Source organism: Streptomyces sp. NPDC059897, assembly GCF_042730865.1.
In the GTDB taxonomy this organism is placed as follows: domain Bacteria; phylum Actinomycetota; class Actinomycetes; order Streptomycetales; family Streptomycetaceae; genus Streptomyces.
In genome coordinates, this window is record NZ_JBHWKQ010000005.1 from 274,223 (window position 1) to 299,806 (window position 25,584).

At 71.3% G+C, this 25,584-nt stretch carries 18 protein-coding genes; 5 read left to right on the forward strand and 13 right to left on the reverse strand.

Annotated features, from left to right (window positions below; genetic code table 11):
• Positions 1–17: 17 nt before the first annotated feature.
• The 6 genes from ACFV9W_RS08830 to hrcA form a co-directional block, all read right to left on the reverse strand.
• Positions 18–3,233, reverse strand: coding sequence for a PDZ domain-containing protein (locus ACFV9W_RS08830; protein ID WP_385757007.1), 3,216 nt, complete (start codon positions 3,231–3,233; stop codon positions 18–20).
• Positions 3,234–3,301: 68 nt separating this feature from the next.
• Positions 3,302–3,838: a hypothetical protein gene (locus tag ACFV9W_RS08835; protein WP_385757009.1), complete on the reverse strand. Its 537-nt coding sequence runs from the start codon at positions 3,836–3,838 to the stop codon at positions 3,302–3,304.
• Positions 3,839–3,916: 78 nt separating this feature from the next.
• Positions 3,917–4,663 carry a 16S rRNA (uracil(1498)-N(3))-methyltransferase gene (locus ACFV9W_RS08840; protein ID WP_385757011.1) on the reverse strand — a complete coding sequence of 249 codons (747 nt, stop codon included), beginning with the start codon at positions 4,661–4,663 and terminating at the stop codon, positions 3,917–3,919.
• On the reverse strand, positions 4,663–5,736 hold the full coding sequence (locus ACFV9W_RS08845; protein ID WP_385757013.1) for a nitronate monooxygenase: 1,074 nt from the start codon (positions 5,734–5,736) through the stop codon (positions 4,663–4,665). Before ACFV9W_RS08845 ends, ACFV9W_RS08840 begins: the two co-directional genes overlap by 1 nt.
• Before the next feature lie 206 nt (positions 5,737–5,942).
• Positions 5,943–7,082: a molecular chaperone DnaJ gene (gene dnaJ, locus ACFV9W_RS08850; protein WP_385757015.1), complete on the reverse strand. Its 1,140-nt coding sequence runs from the start codon at positions 7,080–7,082 to the stop codon at positions 5,943–5,945.
• The gene (gene hrcA, locus ACFV9W_RS08855) at positions 7,083–8,099 is read right to left on the reverse strand and encodes a heat-inducible transcriptional repressor HrcA (protein WP_385757017.1); all 1,017 of its coding nucleotides are present in this window, start codon (positions 8,097–8,099) and stop codon (positions 7,083–7,085) included.
• Between the two features lie 143 nt (positions 8,100–8,242).
• On the opposite strand from hrcA, the gene ACFV9W_RS08860 reads away from it, so the two are divergent.
• Entirely contained in the window at positions 8,243–8,992 is a 750-nt protein-coding gene (locus ACFV9W_RS08860) for an MBL fold metallo-hydrolase (protein WP_385757019.1), read from the forward strand.
• Between the two features lie 34 nt (positions 8,993–9,026).
• On the forward strand, positions 9,027–9,848 hold the full coding sequence (locus ACFV9W_RS08865) for a DUF3097 domain-containing protein (protein ID WP_385757020.1): 822 nt from the start codon (positions 9,027–9,029) through the stop codon (positions 9,846–9,848).
• A 413-nt stretch (positions 9,849–10,261) separates the two neighbouring features.
• Here ACFV9W_RS08865 and hemW read toward each other — a convergent pair whose 3' ends face one another.
• Positions 10,262–11,494, reverse strand: a complete 1,233-nt coding sequence (gene hemW / locus ACFV9W_RS08870) for a radical SAM family heme chaperone HemW (protein WP_385757021.1) — start codon at positions 11,492–11,494, stop codon at positions 10,262–10,264.
• Positions 11,495–11,530: 36 nt separating this feature from the next.
• On the reverse strand, positions 11,531–13,489 hold the full coding sequence (locus ACFV9W_RS08875) for a SpoIIE family protein phosphatase (protein ID WP_385757022.1): 1,959 nt from the start codon (positions 13,487–13,489) through the stop codon (positions 11,531–11,533).
• A 102-nt stretch (positions 13,490–13,591) separates the two neighbouring features.
• Here ACFV9W_RS08875 and ACFV9W_RS08880 point away from each other — a divergent pair, with 102 nt between their 5' ends.
• Positions 13,592–17,737 (forward strand): HAMP domain-containing protein, encoded by a 4,146-nt coding sequence (locus ACFV9W_RS08880; RefSeq protein WP_385757024.1) that lies wholly within the window; start codon positions 13,592–13,594, stop codon positions 17,735–17,737.
• A 12-nt stretch (positions 17,738–17,749) separates the two neighbouring features.
• Complete coding sequence (locus ACFV9W_RS08885) at positions 17,750–18,328, forward strand: two-component system response regulator (RefSeq protein ID WP_385757026.1); 579 nt, start codon at positions 17,750–17,752, stop codon at positions 18,326–18,328.
• Between the two features lie 55 nt (positions 18,329–18,383).
• Here ACFV9W_RS08885 and ACFV9W_RS08890 read toward each other — a convergent pair whose 3' ends face one another.
• Positions 18,384–20,273, reverse strand: a complete 1,890-nt coding sequence (locus ACFV9W_RS08890; protein ID WP_385757028.1) for an AMP-dependent synthetase/ligase — start codon at positions 20,271–20,273, stop codon at positions 18,384–18,386.
• Positions 20,274–20,496: 223 nt separating this feature from the next.
• Entirely contained in the window at positions 20,497–22,368 is a 1,872-nt protein-coding gene (gene lepA / locus ACFV9W_RS08895) for a translation elongation factor 4 (protein WP_385757030.1), read from the reverse strand.
• Positions 22,369–22,602: 234 nt separating this feature from the next.
• Here lepA and rpsT point away from each other — a divergent pair, with 234 nt between their 5' ends.
• The gene (rpsT, locus tag ACFV9W_RS08900) at positions 22,603–22,869 is read left to right on the forward strand and encodes a 30S ribosomal protein S20 (protein WP_385757032.1); all 267 of its coding nucleotides are present in this window, start codon (positions 22,603–22,605) and stop codon (positions 22,867–22,869) included.
• Positions 22,870–23,247: 378 nt separating this feature from the next.
• Here the strand turns inward: rpsT and holA are convergent, their stop codons facing one another.
• The 3 genes from holA to ACFV9W_RS08915 form a co-directional block, all read right to left on the reverse strand.
• Entirely contained in the window at positions 23,248–24,234 is a 987-nt protein-coding gene (gene holA / locus ACFV9W_RS08905) for a DNA polymerase III subunit delta (protein WP_385757033.1), read from the reverse strand.
• Between the two features lie 141 nt (positions 24,235–24,375).
• Positions 24,376–24,621, reverse strand: a complete 246-nt coding sequence (locus ACFV9W_RS08910) for a hypothetical protein (RefSeq protein ID WP_385757035.1) — start codon at positions 24,619–24,621, stop codon at positions 24,376–24,378.
• 43 nt (positions 24,622–24,664) lie between these two features.
• Entirely contained in the window at positions 24,665–25,546 is an 882-nt protein-coding gene (locus ACFV9W_RS08915; protein ID WP_385757036.1) for a YceI family protein, read from the reverse strand.
• Between the last annotated feature and the right edge of the window lie 38 nt (positions 25,547–25,584).

The following is a 25,584-nucleotide window of genomic DNA, read 5'->3' on the forward strand; positions in this document are numbered from 1 at the left end:
CCCCGAGAGCGCAACCACTACTCCGCCGAAGCCCGCGGCAGCGCAGGCGCAGCCTTCGCCGGGTTCTCCGCCAGCGCCGCCAGCGCGATGCGGATCGCCTCGTCCAACTGCGGGTCACGGTCGGCCGCCGCGTCCTGCGGGGTGAGGACCACCTCCACGTCCGGATCCACCCCGTGGTTCTCCAGGCCCCAGCCGTAACCCTCCATCCAGGTCGCGTACTTGGGCTGCGTGACCAGCGTCCCGTCCACCAGCCGGTACCGGCTGTCGATGCCGATGACCCCGCCCCACGTACGTACGCCCACCACGGGCCCGATACCGAGCGCCTTGATCGCCGCGTTCACGATGTCGCCGTCCGAGCCGGAGAACTCGTTGGCCACGGCGACGACGGGCCCGCGCGGCGCGTCCATCGGATACGTGAAGGGGCGGCTGCCGCGCGGCAGGTCCCAGCCCACGACGCGGCGCGCCAGCTTCTCCACGACGAGCTGCGACGTGTGCCCGCCCCGGTTCTCCCGGACGTCCACGACGAGGCCCTCCCGCGCGACCTCCACGCTCAGGTCCCGGTGGATCTGGGCCCAGCCCGGCGCCTGCATGTCGGGGACGTGGAGGTAGCCGAGCCGCCCCTGCGACTGCTCGTGGACGTACGCCCGCCGGTCCGCGACCCACGCGTGGTAGCGCAGCGGTTCCTCGTCGTCGAGCGGCACGACGACCACATGGCGCGGGTCGCCGCCCCCGGCCGGCGAGACCGTCAGCTCGACCGGCTTGTCGGCCGTGCCGACCAGCAGCGGCGCGGGCCCTGTCACCGGGTCGACGGGCCGCCCGCCCACCGCCACGATCGTGTCCCCCGCGCGCACCGCGACGCCGGGCGCGGCGAGCGGGGAGCGGGCGCGCGGGTCGGAGGTCTCGGACGGCAGCACCCGGTCGACGACCCAACCGCCGTCCGCGTGCCGGGAGATGTCGGCGCCGAGCAGCCCCTGGCGGCGCGCGGCGGAGCCCCGCCCGCCCCTCGGCGTCACATACGCGTGCGAGGTCCCCAGCTCCCCCTGCACCTCCCACAGCAGGTCGACCAGGTCGTCGTGCGTGGCGACCCGGTCGAGCACCGGCCGGTACCGTTCGAGGACCCCGTCCCAGTCGACGCCGTTCATGTCGGCGCGCCAGAAGTTGTCCCGCATGAGGCGCCCCGCCTCCGCGTACATCTGCCGCCACTCGGCCGCCGGGTCGACGCTCTGGCTGACCCTGGAGAGGTCGACGGTGATGTTGGTGTCGCTGTCGTCGTCGTGGGCCGGGCGCCGGTCGCTGGGGACCACCTTCAGGACCTCGCCCGTCCACAGCAGGACCCGCTTGCCGTCGCCGCTGACCTCGAAGTGGTCGGCGTCGGAGCCGATCTCCTCGATGCGCTGCTGGACCAGGTCGTAGCGTTCCAGGCGGGTCTTGGGCTCCGGCGCGTCGAGCCCGGCGCGGGAGTCGCCGAGCACGCCGCGCACCGGGTGCCGCAGCCACAGCACGCCGTCCTTGGCCGTCCGCAGCCGGGAGTAGCGCGCCGCCTCCACCGGGAACGGCACGATGCGGTCGAGCAGCCCCTCCAGGTCGACGCGGGTCGCGGGCGCGCCCTCGCTGTCGGGCGTCTCGTCCTTGTCGGGGGCATCGAAGGGGCGGCCGTGGCGCTGCGGCCCGAACGGCGACGGGGTCGTCGCGGCGAGCGTGATCAGGTGCGGCCGTGAGCCGCTGAGGAACGCGAGGTCGAAGGCGTGCTCGTCGTAGACCGGGTCGAAGGAGCGCGCCGACAGGAAGGCCAGGTGCTTGCCGTCGAGCGTGAACGCGGGCGCGTAGTCCCGGAACCGCAGCGGGGTCGCCTCGCTGACGGAGAGGTCGGTGGTGTTGGCGAGCTTGAGCTGGCGCAGGTCGTGCGGTCCCGGGTGCGACCAGGCGAGCCACGCGGAGTCCGGGGAGAACGCGAGGCCGTTCGCGTTCCCGTCCTCGCTGCGGTCCACTTCCCGTACGTCGCCGCTGTCCCGCTCGACGAGCAGCACCCGGCCGTCGTGGGAGGCGACGGCGACCCGGCCGCCGTCGGGCGCCACCGTCAGGGCGAGCACCCGGCCGAGCCGCCCGGCGCCGAGCCTGCGCGGGGTGGCGCCGGGCGCGGCGCCGGTGGCGGGCGCGAACTCCAGGGCGTCGTCGCCCTCGGCGTCCGTCACCCACACGACGTGTTCCTCGCCGTCGACGCGGAAGGTGTGCGGGAGCCGGGCGCGTACGCCCGGTTCGGCGGCCAGCGCCCGGGCAGGTCCTGCGCGGTGGGTCACCCAGTGCACGGCTCCGCGCACGTTGACGGCGCTGCCGCGGCCGGTGTGGTCGGGGGACGCGGCGCCGAACCAGTTCGCGGCGTCGACGGGCCGCGGTTGCAGGTCGACGCGCTGGCCACCGAGGCCGATGTCGAGGCGGCGCGGCTCCACGCCCTCGTCGAGGCCTTCGACGAGCCACAGTTCACCGGCGCTCGCGTAGACGACCCGCTCGCCGTCGGTGGCGGCGTGCCGCGCGTAGAAGCCGTCCACGGCGCTGTGCCGCCGCAGGTCGGAGCCGTCGGGGAGGGACGAGTAGAGCGCGCCGACGCCCTCGTGGTCGGACAGGAACGCGACGCGCTCCCCCACCCACATCGGGCACTCGATGTTCCCGTCGAGCTCGGCGTGCAGCCGCCCGAACTCGCCTTCGCCGCTCCGGTCGACCCACAGCTTGCCCGCGGTGCCGCCCCGGTACCGCTTCCACCAGGCGGCCTCCCGGCCCATCGGCGCGGACAGCAGCAGCACGTGGGACTGCGGCCCGAACGCGACGCCGCCCACGGGCCCGTACGGCAGCGTCTCGGCCGGTCCGCCGTCGAGCGGCACGGCCCGCGCCCAGCTGCGGCGCAGCGAGGCCTGGCCGTACGCGGAGGTGGCGAGCACCCGCCCGTCGGGGGTCCAGCCGCGGACGTTCGTCGTCCAACTCCCCCAGTGCGTCAGGCGTTTGGCGGGGCCGCCGGCCAGCGGGGCGATGTGCACCTCCGGCGCTCCGTCGCGGCGCGAGGTCCAGGCGACCGTCTCGCCGTCCGAGGAGAGCCGGGGGTGTGCGACGGGCATGTTGTCGGCGCTGACCCGCCAGGCGCGGCCGCCGTCGAGGGGCGCCGCCCACACGTCGTCCTCGGCGGTGAAGACCACCAACTCGCCTTGCAGGTGCGGGAACCGGAGGTACGCAGGAGTCGTCACCCGGCCCAGCCTAAATTTGGCCGCGTGCCACGTCAGCCCGTCTGATCACTTGTTGCGGAAAGTCGGCGTCACTTGCCCTCGAAGGTGGGCGGCGGCCCGGTGACCGTGACGGTCTCGGTGACCGTGCTGGTGGAGCCGGGCTGCGGCTCCTGCGGCTGCGGATCCTGCGACGGCGCCGGCTGCTGCCACTCCCGCGGGGCCGAAGTGCCGCCGGTCGCCGCGCAGTTGCCGAGGACGGCGTAGCTGAACCACACCTTGTCGTCGATGCGGGCGACGGTCTTCCCGCGTACGCACTTTCCGGAGACGACCCCGTAGATCCACCCCTCCACGGTGATGTCCTTGCCGTCCTTGGTCTTCCCCCGGCAGTCGACCTTCACCTCGCTGGGCGCCGACTCCCCGGAGGGCGTGGGCCCGCTGTACACGGCCGTACAGCTCAGCCAGGCGACCTTGCCGCGCTGCCGGTTCAGCTCATCGGTGGCCTGCTGGTCGGTGGTGACCGCGACCGCGGACGGGTTGAGGTCGCCCTCGATCGGCTGGCACGCGACGCCCGTGGCGACCACGGCAGCGACGAGGACCAGCCCGCCGAACCCCTTCGATCCCCGCATGCACGGCAGAATGCCAGCGGACGTACAGCGTCGGTAGTGCGGTTGCGGCCACGATCGGGACAACTTCCGGGCGGGTGTCTACCCCCAGCGTCCCGTGCGTCCCAGCAGCAACGCCACCGCCGCCGTTCCGGCCGTCGAGGTGCGCAGGACGCTGCGCCCCAGCCGCATCGGAAGCGCCCCGGCCTCCTCGAACACCGCCAGCTCCTCGGGCGATACGCCGCCCTCGGGGCCGACGACGAGCACGATCTCGCCGCTGTCCGGAAGTGCGGCCGAAGCCAGCGCCCCGCTCGGGGCGTCCCGGTCCTCGTGCAGCACCGCCGCGAAGTCCGCCCCGGCGAGCAGCGCCGCGACCTCCTTCGTCGTCGCGGCCTCCCCGACGACCGGAAAGCGCACCCGCCGCGACTGCTTCCCGGCCTCGCGCGCGGTGTTGCGCCACTTGCCGAGCGCCTTGAGCCCGCGGTCGCCGCGCCACTGCGTGATGCACCGGGACGCGGCCCACGGCACGATCGCGTCGACGCCCGTCTCGGTCATGGTCTCCACGGCGACCTCGCCCCGGTCGCCCTTCGGCAGCGCTTGTACGACGGTGATCCGGGGCCGCTCCTCGGCCTCGACGTGCACGGGGCCCGCCTCGACCGCGAGCCGGTCCTTGCCCTCGCTGCCGGTGACGACGGCCTCGCACCAGGAGCCGAGCCCGTCGGTGAGGGTCACGGTCTCGCCGGCCCGCAGCCGCTTCACGGAGACGGCGTGCCGCCCCTCGGGCCCGTCGAGCACATACGGGCGGTCGCCGGGGACGGCCCCCTCGACGACGAACACGGGAGCGGTCATCAGGCGGCACCCCGCTGCGTCAGAGCGGCCCTGGCGGCATCGAGTTCGGCGGCGAGGACCTCCACGAGCTGCCCGGCGGGAAGCTCCCGCGCGAGCCGGTGCCCCTGCCCCGCCCACAGCGCCATGCCCTGCGGGTCACCGGCCTTGGCGGCGGCCTTGCGCAGCGGCGACGTCATGTGGTGGACCTGCGGGTACGCGGCGGGGGCGTACGGGCCGTGCTCGCGCATGAACCGGTTGACGAGGCCGCGCGCGGGACGCCCGGAGAAGGCCCGCGTCAGCTCGGTCCGGTGGAACAGCGGGTTGGTCATGGCCTGCTTGTGCGGCTCCGGCGCACCGGACTCCGGGGTGACCAGGAACGCGGTGCCGAGCTGCGCGAGGTCGGCACCGGCCGCGAGCACCGCGGCGATCTGCGCGCCGCGCATGATCCCGCCTGCGGCGATGATCGGCAGCTGCACGGCCTCGCGGACCTGCGCGATCAGCGAGAGGAGACCGATACCGCTGCCGTCGGCCTCCGGGTTGTCCCGGTGCGTGCCCTGGTGCCCGCCGGCCTCGATGCCCTGTACGCAGACCAGGTCGGCGGCGGCCTCCTGCGCGGCCTGCGCCTCCTCCACCGTCGTGACGGTGACGCCGACCTTCGTGCCGACGCGCTGCAGGGCCTGGACGACCGCGCGCCGGGGGCAGCCGAAGGTGAAGGTGACGAGCGGGACGGGGTCGTCGACGAGGATCGCCAGCTTGGCGTCGTAGCCGTCGTCGCTGCAGCTGTCGGTCTCGCCGAGCGGGGTGCGGTACCAGGTGGCCTCGCCGGCCAGCTGGTTGCGGTAGACCTCGACGGTGGCCGGGTCCGCGTGCTCGGTCTGCGGCATGAAGAGGTTCACGCCGAACGGGCGGCCGGTGAGCGCCCGCACCTGTTTGATCTCCTGGTACATCCCGTCGGCCGTTTTGTACCCGGCGGCGAGGAACCCGAGCCCTCCGGCCTCGGCCACGGCGGCGACCAGGGCGGGTTGCGAAGCGCCGCCCGCCATGGGGGCCTGCACGATCGGAAGGGGGCAGAGATCGGTCAGTGCGGAGGACATGCCCGCATCGTGCCACGTCCCCTCCGGGGCGCCGAATCGACCGGGCCCCCGTCCCCCCACGCCTCGGGGCTCCGCCCCGGACCCCGCGCCTCAATCGCCGGCGGGGCTTGATTTGGTCGACCATCTCAAGCCCCTGCGGCGATTGAGCAGCGGGGTCCGGGGCGGAGCCCCGAGGCCGTAACGCCGGTGCGGCGTACACGGGTGGCTCAACGGCCGTTGAACGCGTCCTTCAGACGGGAGAACAGGCCCTGCTGGCCCGGCTGGAACTGCCCCGTGGGCCGCTCCTCGCCGCGCAGCTTCGCCAGCTCCCGCAGCACCCGCTCCTGCTCCGGGTCCAGCTTCTGCGGCGTCATGACCTCGACGTGCACGATGAGGTCACCGCGGCCGCCGCCCCGCAGATGCGTGACACCGCGCCCGTGCAGCGGAACCGACTGGCCGGACTGGGTGCCGGGCCGGATGTCGATCTCCTCCGTGCCGTCGAGCGTCTCCAGCGGCACCTTCGTGCCGAGGGCCGCCGCCGTCATCGGGATGGTGACCGTGCAGTGCAGGTCGTCGCCGCGCCGCTGGAAGGTCGGGTGCGGCAGCTCGTGGATCTCCACGTACAGGTCACCGGCGGGGCCGCCGCCGGGGCCGACCTCGCCCTCGCCCGCGAGCTGGATCCGCGTGCCGTTGTCCACACCGGCCGGGATCTTCACCGTGAGCGTGCGACGCGACCGGATGCGGCCGTCACCGGCACACTCCGGGCACGGCGTCGGGACGACCGTCCCGAAGCCCTGGCACTGCGGGCACGGCCGCGAGGTCATGACCTGGCCGAGGAAGGACCGCGTCACCTGCGAGACCTCACCGCGACCGCGACACATGTCGCAGGTCTGCGCCGAGGTGCCGGGCGCCGCGCCCTCACCGCTGCAGGTCGTGCAGACCACAGCCGTGTCGACCTGGATGTCCTTGGTGGTGCCGAAGGCCGCCTCGTCCAGCTCGACCTCGAGCCGGATCATGGCGTCCTGACCACGGCGCGTGCGGGACCGGGGTCCCCGCTGCGACGCCGTGCCGAAGAAGGCATCCATGATGTCCGAGAAGTTCCCGAACCCGCCGGCGCCGAAGCCACCGGCCCCGCCGCCTCCGCCGGCCTGCGACAGGGGGTCGCCCCCGAGGTCGTAGACCTGCTTCTTCTGCGGGTCGGAGAGCACCTCGTAGGCGGCGTTGATCTCCTTGAAGCGCTCCTGAGTCTTCGGGTCCGGATTCACATCCGGGTGAAGCTCACGCGCCAGCCTTCGGAAGGCCTTCTTGATTTCGTCCTGGGAAGCGTCGCGGCGCACGCCGAGTACGGCGTAGTAGTCCGTGGCCACTTACGACTCCGCCAGGATCTGTCCGACGTAACGTGCCACTGCGCGTACTGCTCCCATCGTTCCCGGGTAATCCATGCGGGTCGGGCCGACCACGCCGAGCTTGGCCACTGCCTCGCCGCCCGAACCGTAGCCGACCGACACGACGGACGTGGAGTTGAGTCCCTCATGGGCGTTCTCATGACCGATCCGTACGGCCATGCCCGAATCTCCCAGCTCGCCAAGGAGCTTGAGGAGCACGACCTGCTCCTCCAAGGCTTCCAGAACGGGCCGGATGGTGAGGGGAAAATCATGTCCGAAGCGAGTGAGATTGGCGGTACCGCCGATCATCAGCCGCTCCTCGGTCTCCTCGACGAGTGTCTCCAGAAGAGTGGAGAGCACCGTGGAGACCGTGCCCCGGTCCTCCTGCTCGAAGGCTTCGGGCAGGTCCTGCACCAGCTGCGGCACATCGGCGAACCTGCGGCCCGCGACACGGCTGTTCAGCCGGGCCCGCAGATCCGCGAGGGACGTCTCACCGAAGGGTGCCGGGCAGTCGATCATCCGCTGCTCCACGCGCCCGGTGTCCGTGATCAGTACGAGCATCAGACGGGCGGGCGCGAGCGAGAGCAGCTCGACATGGCGCACGGTGGACCGGGTCAGGGACGGGTACTGGACGATCGCCACCTGCCGCGTGAGCTGCGCGAGCAGCCGCACGGTGCGGCCGACGACGTCGTCGAGATCGACGGCGCCGTCCAGGAAATTCTGGATGGCGCGCCGCTCGGGCGCGGCCATCGGCTTCACGGCGGTGAGCTTGTCGACGAACAGGCGGTAGCCCTTGTCGGTGGGGATGCGCCCGGCACTGGTGTGCGGCTGGGCGATGAACCCCTCGTCCTCCAGGGCCGCCATGTCGTTGCGCACGGTCGCCGGCGAGACCCCGAGCTTGTGCCGCTCGGTGAGCGCCTTGGAGCCGACGGGCTCCTCGGTGCCGACGTAGTCCTGGACGATGGCGCGCAGCACTTCGAGCCTGCGTTCATTGAGCATCGGCGCACACCTCCAGAAACAGCCGTTGCGTTCGTTGCCTGCGATCTTCCTGCTTTGGCACTCCCTGTGGGCGAGTGCCAATCGTCCCCGGCTCAGTGTACGGCCGGTGGGTACGGGCCCGGCAAGGGCGCTAGCGTCGAGGTATGGAGTTCGCGCAACGTATCGATTGGGCCTCGCCGGGCTGGGAGGGGCTCGCGCCGAATGTGGGGCGGGTGCGGCTGCCCGGCTGGGACTGCACGACCGGCCTCGTGGTCGGTGAAGACGCGGCGCTCTTGATCGACACCGGATCCTCACTGCGTGAAGGCGCCCGGCTGCGCGCCGACGCCCGCGCGCTCCTCGGGGCACACGGGAGAGTGACGCATGTCGCTCTGACCCATCCGCATTTCGACCACGTCCTCGGCACGGCCGCGTTCGCGGGGGTCGAGGTGTACGGGGCGGTGGGCATCGACGCCCTCTTCGCGCGCGGCGCCGAGGGGCTGCGCGCCGACGCCGTGCGCCACGGGGTGCCCCCGGAGGAGGCGGCCGAGGCGGTCGACATCCTCGTCACCCCGCCGCACCGGGTGTGCGGGGAGTGGACGCTCGACCTGGGCGGCGGTGTGACGGTGCTGCTGGCGAACATCGGCCCGGCGCACAGCGGCCACGATCTGGCGGTGCTCGTCCCCGGCGGGCCCGGCGGCCCGGAGGTCGTCTTCTGCGGCGACCTGGTGGAGGAGTCGGGCGAACCGCAGGCGGGCCGGGACGCGGCGCCGGGCCACTGGCCCGCGGCGCTCGACCGGCTCCTCGACCTCGGCGGCGAGGACGCGGTGTACGTGCCGGGGCACGGTTCGGTGGTGAATGCGGAGTTCGTCCGCGCGCAACGCGCCACATTGGCGACGCGTTTCGGCGTGTCGTAGGCGCGACCTGCGCGTCTCTCTTATCGTCTGCCGGATGCGCCAGTACACCTCTGACCTGACTCCCCCGTGGAAGCGGAACAAGCCGGCCCCCGAGGTGCCTGCCGAACCCGACCTCGTCGTCGAGGAGGTCACCACGGGCTTCTGCGGAGCGGTGATCCGAGTCGAGAAGACGGCGCAGGGGCCGACGGTCACCCTTGAGGACCGCTTCGGCAAGCTCCGGGTGTTCCCGATGGAGCCGCGCGGCTTCATGATCGACGGCAAGGTCGTCACCCTCGTACGTCCCTCGGCGCCGGCCCCGACCGGGCCGGCCCGCAGCGCGTCCGGTTCGGTGGCGGTGCCCGGCGCCCGCGCCCGGGTGGCCCGCGCGGGCCGCATCTACGTGGAGGGCAAGCACGACGCCGAGCTCATCGAGCGGGTCTGGGGCCACGACCTGCGCATCGAGGGCGTGGCGGTGGAGTTCCTGGAGGGCGTCGACGACCTGCCGGCGGTCGTCTCCGAGTTCGGCCCGGGCCCGGACGCGCGGCTCGGGGTGCTGGTGGACCACCTGGTGCCGGGCTCGAAGGAGTGGCGGATCGCCCAGTCGGTGACGAGCGAGCACGCGCTGGTCGTGGGCCACCCGTACATCGACATCTGGGAGGCGGTGAAGCCCGCCTCCGTGGGCATCGAGGCGTGGCCCCGGGTGCCGCGCGGGCAGGACTGGAAGACGGGGGTGTGCCGGGCGCTCGGGTGGCGGGTGGCGAACACGGGGGAGGCGTGGCAGCACATCCTGTCGCGGGTCCACTCCTACAAGGACCTGGAACCGGAACTCCTCGGCCGCGTGGAGGAACTGATCGACTTCGTGACGGCCCCGGAGTAACGCACCACGGCACCGGGGTTGCGCCCTGGGGCTCCGCCCCGGACCCCGCGCCTCAATCGCCGGCGGGGCTGATTTGCCGCACCGGCGTTGCGCCCTCGGTGCTCCGCCCCGGACCCCGCTGCTCAACCGCCGCAGGGGCTTGATTTACCTGCCCGCACCGCCCCGTTCCCCCGCCCAATTTCCCACCCACACGCCCCCTCCGGGGGCGTCGGCCGCACGGGGCGCCGGGTGCCGCCCCGCCTAGCAATCCGCCGCCCACCACGGCTCCCCACCCGTGACGGCCGGGTGCCGCCCCGCCTTGGGCAATCTGCCGCCTTGGGCGGCAGGGTGGGCAAGGCGGCGCACGGTGCCGCGCAACAAGGACGACGGGCCTCGCCACGGCACCGTGCCGCAACAAAGACGACGGCCCGAGGTCAGTCGACCAGGTCGCGGACCACCGCATCCGCCAGCAGGCGCCCCCGCAGCGTCAGGACCGCGCGGCCCGCGGCGAACGGGTCCGCCTCCAGGAGCCCGTCCCGCAGCGCGCCCCGCGCCGCCGCCAGGCCGTCCGGCCGAAGCAGGGACAAGGGGCAGCCCTCACGGAGCCGCAGCTCAAGGAGGATCCGCTCGACCCGGCGGTCCTCGTCGGCCAGGATCTCCCGCCCGGCCCCGGGCGACCGCCCACCCGCCAGCGCCGCCGCGTACGCACCAGGATGCTTCACGTTCCACCACCGCACCCCGCCCACGTGCGAGTGCGCCCCGGGCCCCGCGCCCCACCAGTCGGCCCCCCGCCAGTACAGCTCGTTGTGGAGGCAGCGCCCGGCCTCGGACGTCGCCCAGTTCGACACCTCGTACCAGTCGAACCCGGCCCCGCCGAGCACCTCGTCGGCGATCAGATAGCGGTCCGCGTGCACGTCGTCGTCGGTCATCGGCACCTCGCCGCGCCGGATCCGCCGCGCGAGCTGCGTGCCCTCCTCGACGATCAGCGCGTACGCCGACACATGGTCGGGCCCCGCCCCGAGCGCCGCGTCCAGCGTGGCCCGCCAGTCGTCGTCCGTCTCTCCGGGCGTGCCGTAGATCAGGTCCAGGTTGACGTGGTCGAACCCGGCCGCCCGCGCCTCCGCGACACAGGCCTCGGGCCGCCCCGGCGTATGCGTCCGGTCGAGGACCTTCAGCACGTGCTGCCGGGCGCTCTGCATGCCGAACGAGATCCGGTTGAAGCCGCCCTCCCGCAGCGTCTCCAGGTACGCCGGGTCCACCGACTCCGGGTTCGCCTCGGTCGTGATCTCCGCGTCGTCCGCGAGCCCGAACTCGTCGCGGATCGACGCCAGCATCCGTACGAGATCGGCGGCCGGAAGGAGCGTCGGCGTACCGCCCCCGACGAAGACCGTGCGCACCGGGCGCGGGTCGTCGCCGAGGACCTTGCGCGCGAGGCGCACCTCGTCGACCAGTGTCTCGGCGTAGTTGTCACGGGACGCGAGCACGCCGCCCGTGCCGCGCAGCTCGGTGGCCGTGTACGTGTTGAAGTCGCAGTAGCCGCAGCGCGTGGCGCAGTACGGGACGTGCAGGTAGAAGCCGAGGGGTCGGGAGCCGGACCCGGCGAGGGCGGACGCGGGCAGCGAACCGTCGTCGGGCACGGGCTCACCGTCGGGAAGTGCGGAAGGCATGACCCCATTGTCCCGCCTCTTCGGGCAAACCCCGCCTCACTGCGCCTGGAGCACCAGCAGCGCCAGGTCGTCGTCCGGCGGGCTGTCCCCGAAGGCGTGCACGAGCCGCCTGATCCGCTCCGCGAGGAGCTGCGCCGTCAGGCCCGCGCACCCGGCGAGCGCCTGCGCGAGCCCGTCGCCGTCGTCGAACTGGAGGGCCCCGCGGCGCCGCTCCGTCACCCCGTCGGTGACGCACAGGAGCGTGTCTCCGGTGTCCATCATGAAGGTCTCGCTCGTGTAGTCCGGGTCGTCGACGACCCCGAGCAGCACCTGCGGCGTGGCCGCGGCGGTGACCTCCCCGCCGGGCCGCATGAGCAGCGGCAGCGGATGCCCGGCGGAGGCGAGCGTGCAGATCACGCCACCCTCCTCGGTGAGCGTCAGCTCGCCGTAGAGGAGGGAGAGGAAGCGGGAGGTGGAGCCCTCCGGCGGCACGCCCCTCCCGTCGACGGCGGCGAGCGCGCGGGCCGCCGCGTCGGAGGCCTCGGTCGCGTCGTCGAGCAGCAGCCTGTTCAGCCGGTCGAGGACCTGCGCGACCTGGTACTCCTCGCGGGCCAGGAGCCGCAGCCAGGGGCGTACGAGGCCGATGACGACGGCGGCCTCGGGGCCCTTGCCCTGGACGTCGCCGAGCGCGAAGCACCAGCGTCCGTCGCCGGCCGGGAACACGTCGTAGAAGTCGCCGCCGGGGCCGCCCGCCTCCTTCGGCTCGTACACGAGGGCGGTTTTGACGCCGGGGATCTCGGCCATGGACGTGGGCAGCAGGCCGCTCTGCAGGATGCGGCTGATGGTGGCCTGCCGGGTGAACCTGCGGGCCGCGCTGACGGCGAGGGCGACGCGCCGGCTGAAGTCCTCGACGAGCCCGGTGATCTCGTCGGGGAAGCGGTGCAGTCCGGAGCGGCCGATCAGCAGGATGCCGAGGGCGCGGCCGCCCGCGGAGAGCCGGTAGGCGAGCGCGGAGCCCGAGCCCTCGGTGCCGAGGCCGCCCTGCGTGTCGAAGGGCCAGGGCACGGGGACGGCGCCGGAGAGTCGGTCGGGCAGCCGCGGGGGCTCCTTCTCCAGGAGTCCGCGGAGCTCCTCGGTCCGCTGTTCGTGGGTGTGCCAGACGCGGGCGAGCCGGGGCAGCTGCATCGGGCCCCCGCCCAGCGCGTCGTGCTCGACGACGCCCGGCAGGCCGCGGCCCTCCTCCTCGTAGAACCAGATGGCGCACCAGTCGGCGAGCCGGGGGACGAGGAGCTGGCCGACGAGGGCGGCGACCATGTCCTCGTCGAGCTGGCCCGCGAGCAGGTCGGAGGCCTCGGCGAGGAAGGAGAGCGCGCCGCGGTTGATCCAGTCCTGGTCCTGGGGGGCGCGCCGGGACGCGGGTGCCAGGATCTCCGCGGCGCGCAAGCCCCTTTGCAGGCTGCGCATGCGGGCCGGGGTGTCGGGAGTTTCGGCGGCGGCCGTCGGGGCGTCGGCGGGGATGCGGGCCCAGACGGTCTTGGTGCCGTGCCCGTACGTGATGCCCCACAACTCGGAGAGGGAGGCCACGAGTTGGAGCCCGCGGCCGTACTCGGGGGTCTCCGGGGAGCGGAAGCCCCGGTCGTTGCGGACGGCGCGGGCCGGGTGCCGGTCGGTGACCTCGACGACGAGCCCGGCGGTGGCGCTGCCGTCGGGGGCGGGGCCCTCCAGGCGGCACAGGAGGTCGACCCCGGTGCCCGCGTGCACGACGGCGTTGGTGACGAGTTCGCTGAGCACGACGGTCGCGTCGTCCATGAGGCGGCCGTCGAGGGTCAGGGACACCGACAGCTCGGGCAGTTCGGTCCAGTCGGCGAACGCGGCCCGCAGGAAGCGGCGGGCGGCCGCGGGCGCGAGCGGGTTTCCCGGCAGCGACGTGCGCGCGACGATCGGCTCCCCGGCCGGCTGGTCCGGCACGTCCGGGTGGCCGAGAGCGCTCTCCCGCTGGATCGGAATGGAACCCACGTTTCGGCTCCTGAGTAGTTGTGGCAAAGACGCCTCAGGCGACACCGACAGAGTGACAGACTGACCACGCCCATAAGCGCGGAGTTACCTAAGTAGGCCGCTATGAGTGAGAACAGTGGTATGCGTGCACCTCAGAAGGGCTACGGTGACGAAGCCATCCGCCCGAGCGATCTCCGGCCGTTGTTGGCCGCGCTGACGGCTGCCCGGGACGGCACGTTCACTCATGTGCCGTCCACCGCGGACGGGCTGGTCGGTGAACTCGGCGCGACGTTCAACCAGCTCGCGGACCGCAGTCTGCACTTCAATTCCGAACTCGCGCGCGTGCGCAGAGAGATCACCCGGCACGGCCGCCTCGACGAGCGTCTCGACGCCAGTCCGGGGCAGGGCGCCTGGGTGACCCGGGTCGGCGATGTGAACACCATCATCGACGCGCTCGTCGCGCCGACCGCGAACGCCACGCGGGTGCTCGAAGCGGTGGCGGGCGGCGATCTGACCCAGCGTGTCGACCTGCACGACGGATCCCGTCAACTCCGGGGCGATTTACGGCGGTTGGGGCGTTCGGTCAACAAGATGGTGGACCAGCTGTCCCTGTTCACCGGTGAGGTGACGCGGGTGGCCCGCGAGGTGGGCACCGAGGGCAGGCTGGGTGGGCGGGCCAAGGTGACGGGCCTGTCCGGGAGCTGGCGCGATGTGACCGAGGCGGTCAACACCATGGCGTCGCGTCTGACGGCGCAGGTGCGGGACATCGCGCTCGTGACGACGGCGGTGGCGCAGGGCGACCTGACGCGCACGGTGACGATCGAGGCGACGGGCGAGCTGCTCGAACTGAAGCTGACCGTGAACACGATGGTCGACCAGCTCTCCGCGTTCGCCGACGAGGTGACGCGGGTGGCCCGCGAGGTCGGCACCGAGGGCCAGCTGGGCGGGCGCGCCCAGGTCCGCGGCGTCTCCGGCGTCTGGAAGGACCTCACCGACAACGTCAACTTCATGGCGTCGAACCTGACCTCCCAGGTCCGCAACATCGCCCAGGTCACGACCGCCGTGGCCGACGGCGATCTGAGCCAGAAGATCACGGTCGACGCCCAGGGCGAGATCCTGGAGCTGAAGTCGACGATCAATACGATGGTCGACCAGCTCTCCGCCTTCGCCGACGAGGTCACCCGCGTGGCCCGCGAGGTCGGCACCGAGGGCCAGTTGGGCGGGCGCGCCCAGGTCCGCGGCGTCTCCGGCGTCTGGAAGGACCTGACCGACAACGTCAACTTCATGGCCGACAACCTGACGTCGCAGGTGCGCAACATCGCGCTCGTGTCGACGGCGGTGGCGCAGGGCGACCTCGGCAAGAAAATCACCGTCGAGGCGAAGGGCGAGATCCTCGAACTCAAGTCGACGATCAACACGATGGTCGACCAGCTCTCCGCCTTCGCCGACGAGGTCACCCGCGTGGCCCGCGAGGTCGGCACCGAGGGCAACCTCGGCGGCCAGGCGCAGGTCCGCGGCGTGTCAGGGGTCTGGAAGGACCTCACCGACAACGTCAACTTCATGGCGTCGAACCTGACCTCCCAGGTCCGCAACATCGCGCAGGTCACGACCGCCGTGGCGCAGGGCGACCTGTCGAAGAAGATCTCGGTCGACGCGCGCGGCGAGATCCTGGAGCTGAAGGACACCGTCAACACGATGGTGGAGCAGCTGCGCGGCTTCGCCGACGAGGTGACCCGGGTGGCCCGCGAGGTCGGCACCGACGGCCGGCTCGGCGGGCGAGCGACCGTGCACGGGGTGTCGGGCGTCTGGAAGGACCTGACCGACAACGTCAACTACATGGCGGACAACCTGACGTCGCAGGTGCGCAACATCGCGCAGGTCGCCACCGCCGTGGCCCAGGGCGACCTGTCGAAGAAGATCGACGTCGACGCGCGCGGCGAGATCCTCGAACTGAAGACGACGATCAACACGATGGTCGACACGCTCTCCTCGTTCTCCTCCGAGGTGACCCGCGTGGCCCGCGAGGTGGGCTCCCAGGGCCAGCTGGGCGGCCAGGCCCGGGTCGAGGGCGTGTACGGCACGTGGAAGCGCCTGACGACGAACGTGAACGAGCTGGCGCTGAACCTGACCACGCAGGTCCGTGCCATCGCCGAGGTCGCCTCCGCGGTGACCTCGGGCGACATGTCCCGCTCGATCACGGTCGACACGCAGGGCGAGGTCGCCGAGCTCAAGGACAACATCAACCTGATGGTGGCCAACCTCCGCGAGACGACCCGCGCGAAGGACTGGCTGGAGTCGAACCTGGCGCGCCTCGCCGCCCTGATGCAGGGCCACCGCGACCTGATGGAGGTCGCCGACCTGATCCTGCGCGAGCTGACCCCGCTGGTGAACGCGCAGTACGGCGCCTTCTACCTCGCGGAGGAGGACGAGGACGGCACCCGGCAGCCGAAGGCCGTTCCGGCCAAGGGACTTGCGTACATCGCGGGGTACGGCTCGGGCTCCGCCTCGGTCATCGACACGGGCGGGATGCCGGTCCACGGCCTCGTACGGCAGGCGGCGCTCGAGAAGAAGCGGATCCTGGTGGAGGAGGTGCCGCCGGACTACATCAACATCAACAGCGGGCTCGGCGAGGCGGCGCCCGCGTCGCTCGTGATCATCCCGATCCTCTTCGAGGACACCCTCCTCGGCGTGATCGAGCTCGCCTCCTTCTCCCGCTTCTCCGACGTCCACCTGGCGTTCTTCGACCAGTTCGTGAACACCATCGGCGTCGCCATCAACACCATCATCGCCAACTCCCGTACGGAGTCCCTGCTCGGCGAGTCCCAGCGGCTCGCCATCCAGCTCCAGGAGCGCTCGGACGAACTCCAGCGCCAGCAGGCCGAGTTGCAGCGCTCGAACGCCCAACTGGAGGAGAAGGCGGCCCTGTTGGCGACCTCCTCGCAGTACAAGTCGGAGTTCCTGGCGAACATGTCGCACGAGCTGCGCACCCCGCTCAACTCCCTGCTGATCCTGGCCCGGCTGCTCTCCGACAACCCGGACGGCCACCTCAACGACCAGGAAGTGCAGTTCGCGACGACGATCCACCGCTCCGGCTCGGACCTGCTCCAGCTCATCACCGACATCCTCGACCTGTCGAAGATCGAGGCCGGCCGGATGGACGTACGCCCCAAGAAGCTCCCCCTCATCAAGGTCCTCGACTACGTCCACGCGACGTTCCGGCCCCTCACCCTCGACCGCGGTCTCGCCTTCGAGGTGTCGGTCGGCGAGGACGTGCCGCGTGAGATGTTCTCCGACGAGCAGAGGCTCCAGCAGATCCTGCGCAACCTCCTGTCGAACGCGATCAAGTTCACCGCGCAGGGCCGGGTCGAGCTGCGGGTCCGCCGGGTCAAGAGCCCCGAGGGGGCCCAGCTGGGCGACAGCGACGACCTGCTCGCCTTCGCCGTCACCGACACCGGGATCGGCATCCAGCGCGACAAACTGGCCGTCGTCTTCGAGGCGTTCCAGCAGGCCGACGGCACGACGAACCGCAAGTACGGCGGCACGGGCCTCGGCCTGTCCATCAGCCGGGAGATCTCCGCGCTGCTGGGCGGCCACATCGTCGCGGAGAGCGAGCCGGGCGAGGGCTCCACGTTCACGCTCTACGTCCCCGTGCGCTGCCCGGGGCACGAGCTGCCGCCCGGACAGGAGCAGGAGCCGCCCGCCCTGGCGCAGGCGTCCCCGGTGCCCGAGCAGGGCGCCCCCACGGACGCGTACGCGACCTCGCAGCAGCCGGAGCAGGAGGACAACTGGCCGGCGACGACGAAGCTGGAGCAGTGGAAGACGGGCAGGCCGGGCCAGGTCCTGCCGGGCCGCCGCGTCCTGATCGTCGACGACGACATCCGCAACGTCTTCGCGCTCACCCATGTGCTCGGCCGCGTCGGCATGCCGGTCCTGTACGCGGAGAACGGCCGCGAGGGCATCGAGACGCTGGAGAGCCACCCCGATGTCGAACTCGTCCTGATGGACATCATGATGCCCGAGATGGACGGCTACGAGACGATCTCCGTCATCCGTGGCACACCGAGATGGGCCGGCCTGCCCATCGTGGCGCTCACCGCCAAGGCCATGCCCGGCGACCGCGAGAAATCGATCGCCAAGGGCGCGAACGACTACGTACCGAAACCGGTGGACGTCGACCAGTTGCTGAACGTCGTGTGCGAGCTGCTGGCCCCCGAGGAGGCGGAATTGTCCGTCCCCGAGGCCTCCGGTACTCCGGCGACCACTGAGTGAGGCACCGTCAACATGACCACTGCAGAGTCCACTTCGGCGGATCGGGCCAGCATCCTCCTCGTCGACGACATGGAGGACAACCTGACCGCCCTCGAAGCCGTCCTGGGGCCGCTCAACGAGCCGCTGGTCAGGGCCCGTTCGGGCGAGGAGGCGATGAAGGCGCTGCTGCGCAGGCAGTTCGCCGTCGTGCTCCTGGACATCCGGATGCCCGGCATGGACGGCTTCGAGACGGCGACGAACATCAAGCGTCTCGACCAGACGAAGGACGTGCCGATCATCTTCCTGACCGGCACGGAGGCGGACACCGGCTACGCCTTCCGCGGATACGCGACGGGCGCGGCGGACTATCTGACCAAGCCCTTCGACCCGTGGGTGCTGCGCGCGAAGGTCACCGTCTTCCTCGACCTGCACCGCAAGAACCGCCAGTTGCAGCGCCTTCTGACGCGTGAACACCAGCAGTTGGACGAGCTCACGGCCCGCATGGCGACGATGGAGCGCCGCCTGTCGGAGAACGTGGACCCCGATGTGCGTGAACTCCGCCACGACATCGGGGAGATGAAGGAGACGCTGCGGCTGATGCGCCGGGGTTAGGGCCCGGGATCAGGGCCCTGGCGCGTCCGTTCAACCGCGGCGCCTCCTCGGGGCGTCAGCCCTCGCGGCTGCCGGAGTACATCTCGTCGAGCAGTTCCTTGTACTCGCGCTCGACGACCGGGCGCTTCAGCTTCAGGCTGGGTGTCAGCTCGCCGTGCTCGATGTCGAGGTCGCGCGGCAGGAGCCTGAACTTCTTGATGGTCTGCCAGCGCTGCAGGCCCTCGTTCAGCTCCTTCACGTAGCCCTCGATGAGCTGCACCGTCTGCGGGGCCGCGACGACCTCTGCGTAGGAGGCGCCGCTGAGGCCGTTCTCCTTGGCCCATTCCAGGATGGACGGCTCGTCGAGGGAGATGAGCGCCGTGCAGAAGTTCCGGTCCGCGCCGTGCACCAGGATGTTGGAGACGTACGGGCACACGGCCTTGAACTGGCCCTCGACCTCGGCCGGCGCGATGTACTTGCCGCCGGACGTCTTGATCAGGTCCTTCTTGCGGTCGGTGATCCGCAGGTAGCCGTCGTTGGACAGCTCGCCGATGTCGCCGGTGTGGAACCAGCCGTCGGGCTCCAGGACCTCGGCCGTCTTGTCGGGCAGGCCGTGGTAGCCCTCCATGATGCCGGGGCCGCGCAGCAGGATCTCGCCGTCGTCCGCGATCCGCACCTCGGTGCCGGGCAGCGGCTTGCCGACGGTGCCGGTGCGGTAGGCCTCACCGGGGTTCACGAAGGAGGCGGCGCTGGACTCGGTGAGTCCGTAGCCCTCCAGGATGTGCACGCCCGCGCCGGCGAAGAAGTAGCCGATCTCGGGGGCGAGCGCGGCGGAGCCGGACACACACGCCCGCAGTCGCCCGCCGAATGCCTCCCGCAGCTTGCCGTAGACCAGGCGGTCGGCGGCCTTGTGCTTCGAGGCGAGCTTGAACGGCACCGAGGCGACGCCCGTGCGCCGGAAGTTGTCCTGGCTGACCTTCGCGTACTCGCGCGCGACCCCGGCCGCCCACTGGAAGATCTTGAACTTGGCGCTGCCACCGGCCTTCGCCTTCGCGGCGACGCCGTTGTAGACCTTCTCGAAGATGCGCGGCACGGCGGCCATGTACGTCGGCTGCACGACCGGCAGATTCTCGATGATCTTGTCTACGCGGCCGTCGACCGCGGTGACGTGCCCGACCTCGATCTGGCCGGAGGTGAGCACCTTGCCGAAGACGTGCGCGAGCGGCAGCCACAGGTACTGCACGTCCTCGCCGCTCACCAGGCCGGTCGCCGCGATGGCCTTCGCCATGTACGACCAGTTGTCGTGCGGGAGGCGGACGCCCTTGGGGCGGCCGGTGGTGCCGGAGGTGTAGATGAGCGTGGCGAGCTGGTCCTTCTCGATCGCCGCGACCCGCTCGGTGACGACGTCCGGGTTCTTCTCCAGGTACGCGGCGCCGCGCGCCTCCAGGTCCTCCAGGGTGAGCACCCAGCCGTCGGGGTCGGCGGCGTCCGGCTCGACGCCGGTCGCGTCGATCACCACGACGTGCCGCAGCTCGGGCAGCTCGGAGCGGCGGGCCCGCGCCTTGGCGAGCTGCGCGGCGTCCTCCGCGACCATCACCTTGGACTCGGAGTCCGACAGGATGAATGAGGACTCGTCCTCGTTGGTCTGCGGGTACACGGTCGTGGTCGCCGCGCCCGCACACATGATGCCGAGGTCAGCGAGTATCCACTCGACACGGGTCGAGGAGGCGAGCGCCACCCGCTCCTGCGGGCCGATGCCCAGCTCGACCAGGCCCGCCGCGATGGCGTACACGCGCTGCGCGGCCTGCGCCCAGCTCAGCGACTTCCAGTCGTCGGGGCCCGTGCCGGTGGCCGAGGGCACCGGGTAGCGGTAGGCCTCGGCGTCCGGCGTCGCCGCCACGCGCTCCTGGAAGAGGTTCGCCACGGAGGGCGGACGGTTCTCGATCAAGGTCTGTGTGTCGCTCACGACGTCCTCCGGGCCCGCGGCAGTGCGGCTTGTTTCAGCGGCTTGTTTAACTGGTGAGTAACCATTGGGCAGTGATCAGGGTAAGGGTCACCCGCCCGCCGCGTAAGGGGCTCCGGCCTCCGACTTCACCCGACTGCGCGCTTCGCCCCCACCCCTCACAGGGCTTACACAAAAGCAGGGCCCGGCGGCGCGAACGCCTGCCGGACCCTGTGTGGTCAGTGGCTCACTTCTTGCTCTTGGAGCCGCCGCCGTCGTCACTGGAGAGCACCGAGATGAAGGCTTCCTGCGGCACCTCGACGGAGCCGACCATCTTCATCCGCTTCTTGCCCTCCTTCTGCTTCTCGAGCAGCTTGCGCTTACGGGAGATGTCACCGCCGTAGCACTTCGCGAGAACGTCCTTGCGGATGGCGCGGATGGTCTCGCGGGAGATGACCCGGGACCCGATGGCCGCCTGGACGGGGATCTCGAAGGCCTGCCGCGGAATGAGCTCCCGCAGCTTGGCCACCAGGCGCACGCCGTACGCGTACGCGGCGTCCTTGTGCGTGACGGCGGAGAACGCGTCGACGCGGTCGCCGTTCAGCAGGATGTCGACCTTCACCAGGTCGGAGGCCTGCTCGCCGGTGGGCTCGTAGTCCAGGGACGCGTAACCGCGGGTCTTGGACTTCAGCTGGTCGAAGAAGTCGAAGACGATCTCGGCGAGGGGGAGGGTGTAGCGGATCTCCACCCGGTCCTCGGAGAGGTAGTCCATGCCGAGGAGGGTGCCGCGGCGGGTCTGGCAGAGCTCCATGATCGCGCCGATGAACTCGCTGGGCGCGAGGAGCGTGGCGCGCACGACGGGCTCGTAGACCTTGTCGATCTTGCCCTCGGGGAACTCGCTCGGGTTCGTGACCTGGTGCTCGGTGCCGTCCTCCATGTCCACGCGGTAGACCACGTTGGGGGCGGTGGCGATGAGGTCGAGCCCGAACTCGCGCTCGAGCCGCTCACGGATCACGTCGAGGTGCAGCAGACCGAGGAAACCGACGCGGAAGCCGAAGCCGAGTGCGGCCGAGGTCTCCGGCTCGTAGACCAGCGCGGCGTCGTTGAGCTGCAGCTTGTCGAGGGCCTCGCGCAGGTCCGGGTACTCCGAGCCGTCCAGCGGATACAGGCCCGAGAAGACCATCGGCTTCGGGTCCTTGTAACCGCCGAGGGGCTCGGTCGCGCCCTTGTGCAGGGAGGTGATCGTGTCACCGACCTTGGACTGACGGACGTCCTTCACGCCGGTGATGATGTAGCCGACCTCGCCGACGCCGATGCCGTCGGCCGGGGTCATCTCGGGGGACGACACACCGATCTCGAGCAGCTCGTGCGTGGCGCCGGTCGACATCATCCGGATCCGCTCACGCTTGTTGAGCTGGCCGTCGACGACTCGTACGTACGTCACGACGCCGCGGTAGGAGTCGTAGACCGAGTCGAAGATCATCGCGCGGGCGGGGGCGTCCTTGACGCCGACCGGGGCCGGGACCTCGTGGACGACCTTGTCGAGCAGCGCCTCGACGCCCATGCCGGTCTTCGCGGAGACCTTCAGCACGTCCTCGGGGTCGCAGCCGATGAGGTTGGCGAGCTCCTCCGAGAACTTCTCCGGCTGGGCGGCCGGCAGGTCGATCTTGTTGAGCACCGGAACGATCTTGAGGTCGTTCTCCATCGCCAGGTACAGGTTGGCGAGGGTCTGCGCCTCGATGCCCTGCGCCGCGTCGACGAGCAGGATCGTGCCCTCACAGGCCGCCAGCGAGCGCGAGACCTCGTACGTGAAGTCCACGTGGCCCGGCGTGTCGATCATGTTGAGGATGTGGGTACTGCCCTTGTCGGGCCCCTCGGTCGGGGCCCAGGGCAGCCGCACCGCCTGGGACTTGATCGTGATGCCGCGCTCTCGCTCGATGTCCATCCGGTCGAGGTACTGAGCACGCATCTGCCGCTGCTCGACCACACCGGTCAGCTGGAGCATCCGGTCGGCGAGCGTGGACTTGCCGTGGTCGATGTGCGCGATGATGCAGAAGTTGCGAATCAGAGCCGGGTCGGTGCGGCTCGGCTCGGGCACATTTTTAGGGATCGCGGGCACGCAGGGTCCTGTCTCTTGAGGCCTTCTGCCTCAGGTCGGCCTCGGTTGGGATCAATACGTAGCCTCCATGGTCCCATGAGCGGGGGGCTGCGCTCGGTTTGGGCCGCCTGGATGACGGCTGATACCGTGGGCAGCTGTGTCTCTTGCCCTCTCAGCGCGAGGCACGCACTCAGTGACAATCACCGGTACGGGTCCCTCAACTGATCCGTGCCTGAACCTGAAAAGGCTCATTTCGTGGCGAACATCAAGTCCCAGATCAAGCGGATCAAGACCAACGAGAAGGCTCGGCTGCGCAACAAGGCCGTGAAGTCCTCCCTCAAGACCTCGATCCGCAAGGCCCGCGAGGCCGCTGCCTCCGGTGACGTCCAGAAGGCCGTCGAGGCCCAGCGCGCTGCCGCGCGTCAGCTCGACAAGGCCGTCTCCAAGGGCGTCATCCACAAGAACCAGGCCGCCAACAAGAAGTCGGCGCTTGCTTCGAAGGTCGCGTCCATCCAGGCCTGAACCTGACCTGACCTGATCGACCGTCGGTGGGACCCGGGCGGGCCCTCTCATCCGCCCCCGACCGACACCCAGAGCCCGCACGCGATCTGCGTTCGCCACGCGGGTGCGGGCTCACACCAAGCTTGACCCGAAGCCCCGCCCTTCCCCAGGGCGGGGCTTCGGTGCGTTCCGGTCCGTTGGGCGCCTTATTCCAGCCCGTCCGGGCACTCATCTCCAGCCCGTCCGGGCACTCATCTCCAGCCCGTCCGGCGTTTGAGGACACGGCCGAGCGCCCATCTCCAGCCCGTCCGGCGCTTGAGGACACGGCCGAAGGCCGCCAGGGGGGTCTGGGGGCGCAGCCCCCAGGGATGGGACGGGTAGGGGCGGCGGGGGCGACCTCTATCGCCCGCGCGCACGGGCAGCCCGCGCCACGGTCACCACGGCCTTCTCCAACGCATACTCGGGATCATCCCCGGCCCCCTTGACCCCGGCATCCGCCTCGGCAACAGCCCGCAACGCAACAGCGACCCCGTCCGGCGTCCACCCCCGCATCTGCTGCCGCACCCGATCGATCTTCCACGGCGGCATCCCCAACTCCCGCGCGAGATCCGCCGGCCGCCCCCCACGCGCGGACGACAGCTTCCCGATCGCCCGCACCCCCTGGGCCAACGCACTGGTGATCAACACCGGCGCCACCCCGGTCGACAGCGACCACCGCAGCGCCTCCAGCGCCTCGGCCACCCGCCCCTCCACGGCCCGGTCGGCGACGGTGAAGCTGGACGCCTCGGCCCGCCCCGTGTAGTACCGCCCGACGACGGCCTCGTCGATGGTCCCCTCGACATCGGCGGCGAGCTGCGACACGGCGGACGCCAGCTCCCGCAGATCGCTCCCGATGGCGTCGACGAGCGCCTGCGAGGCCTCACCGGTGGCGGACCGCCCGAGCGCCCGGAACTCGGCCCGCACGAATGCCAGCCGATCCGACGCCTTCGTCATCTTGGGGCAGGCGACCTCCCTGGCCCCGGCCTTGCGCGCCGCGTCAAGGAGGCCCTTCCCCTTGGCGCCGCCGGCGTGCAGCAGCACCAGCGTGATCTCCTCGGCGGGCGAGCCGATGTACGCCTTGACGTCCTTGACCGTGTCCGCCGAAAGGTCCTGCGCATTGCGTACGACGACGACCTTGCGCTCGGCGAACAGCGAGGGACTGGTCAGCTCGGCCAGCGTCCCCGGCTGGAGCTGATCAGGGGTGAGGTCCCGTACGTCGGTGTCCGCGTCCGCGGCGCGCGCGGCCGCCACGATCTGCTGCACCGCGCGGTCGAGCAGCAGCTCCTCCTGCCCCACCGCGACGGTGAGGGGAGCGAGCGGTTCGTCGTTTGCACTCTTCCTGGCCATCGCGCCCAAGCATCCCACGCGCCACTGACAACAAGGGGCCTACGGGACGGGCCACGGGCCGGCCCGACGGAGGCGGGCGCCGGCCCCACGGAGGGGGCGAGCAGGCGCCGACGGCCGAACAGGCAGGTACCGGCGCGCGCCCTAAGGCTCCTCGCGCCACCCGTCCCACTCGCCGGCGAACCCGTCCAGCTCCTCGGCGGCCAGCCGCCCCGCCGCGTCCTCGACGACCACCAGCCACTGCGCGTCCTCGGCGTCGTCCTCACCGGCCAGGGCGTCCCGTACGAGCTGGGGCTCCTCGGTCACCCCGAAGCGCTCCCGGAGCGCCTCCACGGCCTCCTCCGCGGCGTCGCGGTCGGGCAGCACCAGTACGTGTCTCACATCGCTCACGCCACCATTTTCCGGTACGCCGACGGCGCCGCGCCGCACGGGGTCAGCCCTTGGGCACGACCTGTATGTCGAGGTCGATGCGGACGCTGGAGCCGACGACGGCGATGCCCTTCGCCAGCATGGTCTGCCAGCTCACGGTGAAGTCGTCGCGGTGCAGCTCCGTGCTCGCGCGGCAGGCGGCCCGGGTCTCGCCCTCCATGCCGGTGCCCACGCCCAGGTACTCGGCGTCCAGCGTGACCGTCCGGGTCACACCGTGCAGCGAGAGGGCCCCGGTGATCGCCCACCGGTTGCCGCCCTTGTGCACGAAACGGTCGCTGTAGAACTCCAGCGTCGGGAAGCGCTCGACGTCGAGGAAGTCCGCGGACCTGAGGTGGTCGTCGCGCATCTTCACGTTCGTGTCGATGGACGAGGCGTCGATGACGACGTGCATCGCGGAGTCCTCGGGCCGCTCGGCCACCCGCAGCACCCCCGCGAAGGTGTTGAACCGGCCGTAGACCCGCGCCATCCCGATGTGCCGCGCCGTGAACCCGACCGAGGAGTGCGTCGGCTCGACCTCCCAGTCCCCCGGCGTCGGCAGCGGCGGCGGCGCGGAGATCTGGAGCGTCACGTCACCGAGCGCCGCCTGTTCACCTTCGGCCACGGTGATCCCGCCGCGGAACGGCGCGTACCCCTCGGCCGAGACGGCGAGCCGATACTCCCCCGCGGGCACGGTCGCCACGAACGAACCGAACGGGTCGACGCCCCCGCTCACCACCTTGCGCCCCATCGCGTCGTTCACCGAGAATTCGGCACCGCGCACCGGCTCGCCGACGGCGTCGATGATCCGGCCGCTGAGCACCCCCGCACCCGGCGGCATCGCCGTCCCCGTGAGGGAACTCGAACCTACTGACCGGTTAGTGCGGTTTCTGCGCCAACGACCGAACATGCCCTACCCACCCCAGAACGCCTGTACAACTACCTGAT

Coding starts and splice junctions, on each gene's coding strand:
- ACFV9W_RS08835 (WP_385757009.1), bottom strand. CDS start 3,838: ATGCGGGGATCGAAGGGGTTCGGCGGGCTGGTCCTCGTCGCTGCCGTG.
- ACFV9W_RS08840 (WP_385757011.1), bottom strand. CDS start 4,663: ATGACCGCTCCCGTGTTCGTCGTCGAGGGGGCCGTCCCCGGCGACCGC.
- ACFV9W_RS08845 (WP_385757013.1), bottom strand. CDS start 5,736: ATGTCCTCCGCACTGACCGATCTCTGCCCCCTTCCGATCGTGCAGGCC.
- hrcA (WP_385757017.1), bottom strand. CDS start 8,099: ATGCTCAATGAACGCAGGCTCGAAGTGCTGCGCGCCATCGTCCAGGAC.
- ACFV9W_RS08860 (WP_385757019.1), top strand. CDS start 8,243: ATGGAGTTCGCGCAACGTATCGATTGGGCCTCGCCGGGCTGGGAGGGG.
- ACFV9W_RS08865 (WP_385757020.1), top strand. CDS start 9,027: ATGCGCCAGTACACCTCTGACCTGACTCCCCCGTGGAAGCGGAACAAG.
- hemW (WP_385757021.1), bottom strand. CDS start 11,494: ATGCCTTCCGCACTTCCCGACGGTGAGCCCGTGCCCGACGACGGTTCG.
- ACFV9W_RS08880 (WP_385757024.1), top strand. CDS start 13,592: ATGAGTGAGAACAGTGGTATGCGTGCACCTCAGAAGGGCTACGGTGAC.
- ACFV9W_RS08885 (WP_385757026.1), top strand. CDS start 17,750: ATGACCACTGCAGAGTCCACTTCGGCGGATCGGGCCAGCATCCTCCTC.
- holA (WP_385757033.1), bottom strand. CDS start 24,234: ATGGCCAGGAAGAGTGCAAACGACGAACCGCTCGCTCCCCTCACCGTC.
- ACFV9W_RS08915 (WP_385757036.1), bottom strand. CDS start 25,546: ATGTTCGGTCGTTGGCGCAGAAACCGCACTAACCGGTCAGTAGGTTCG.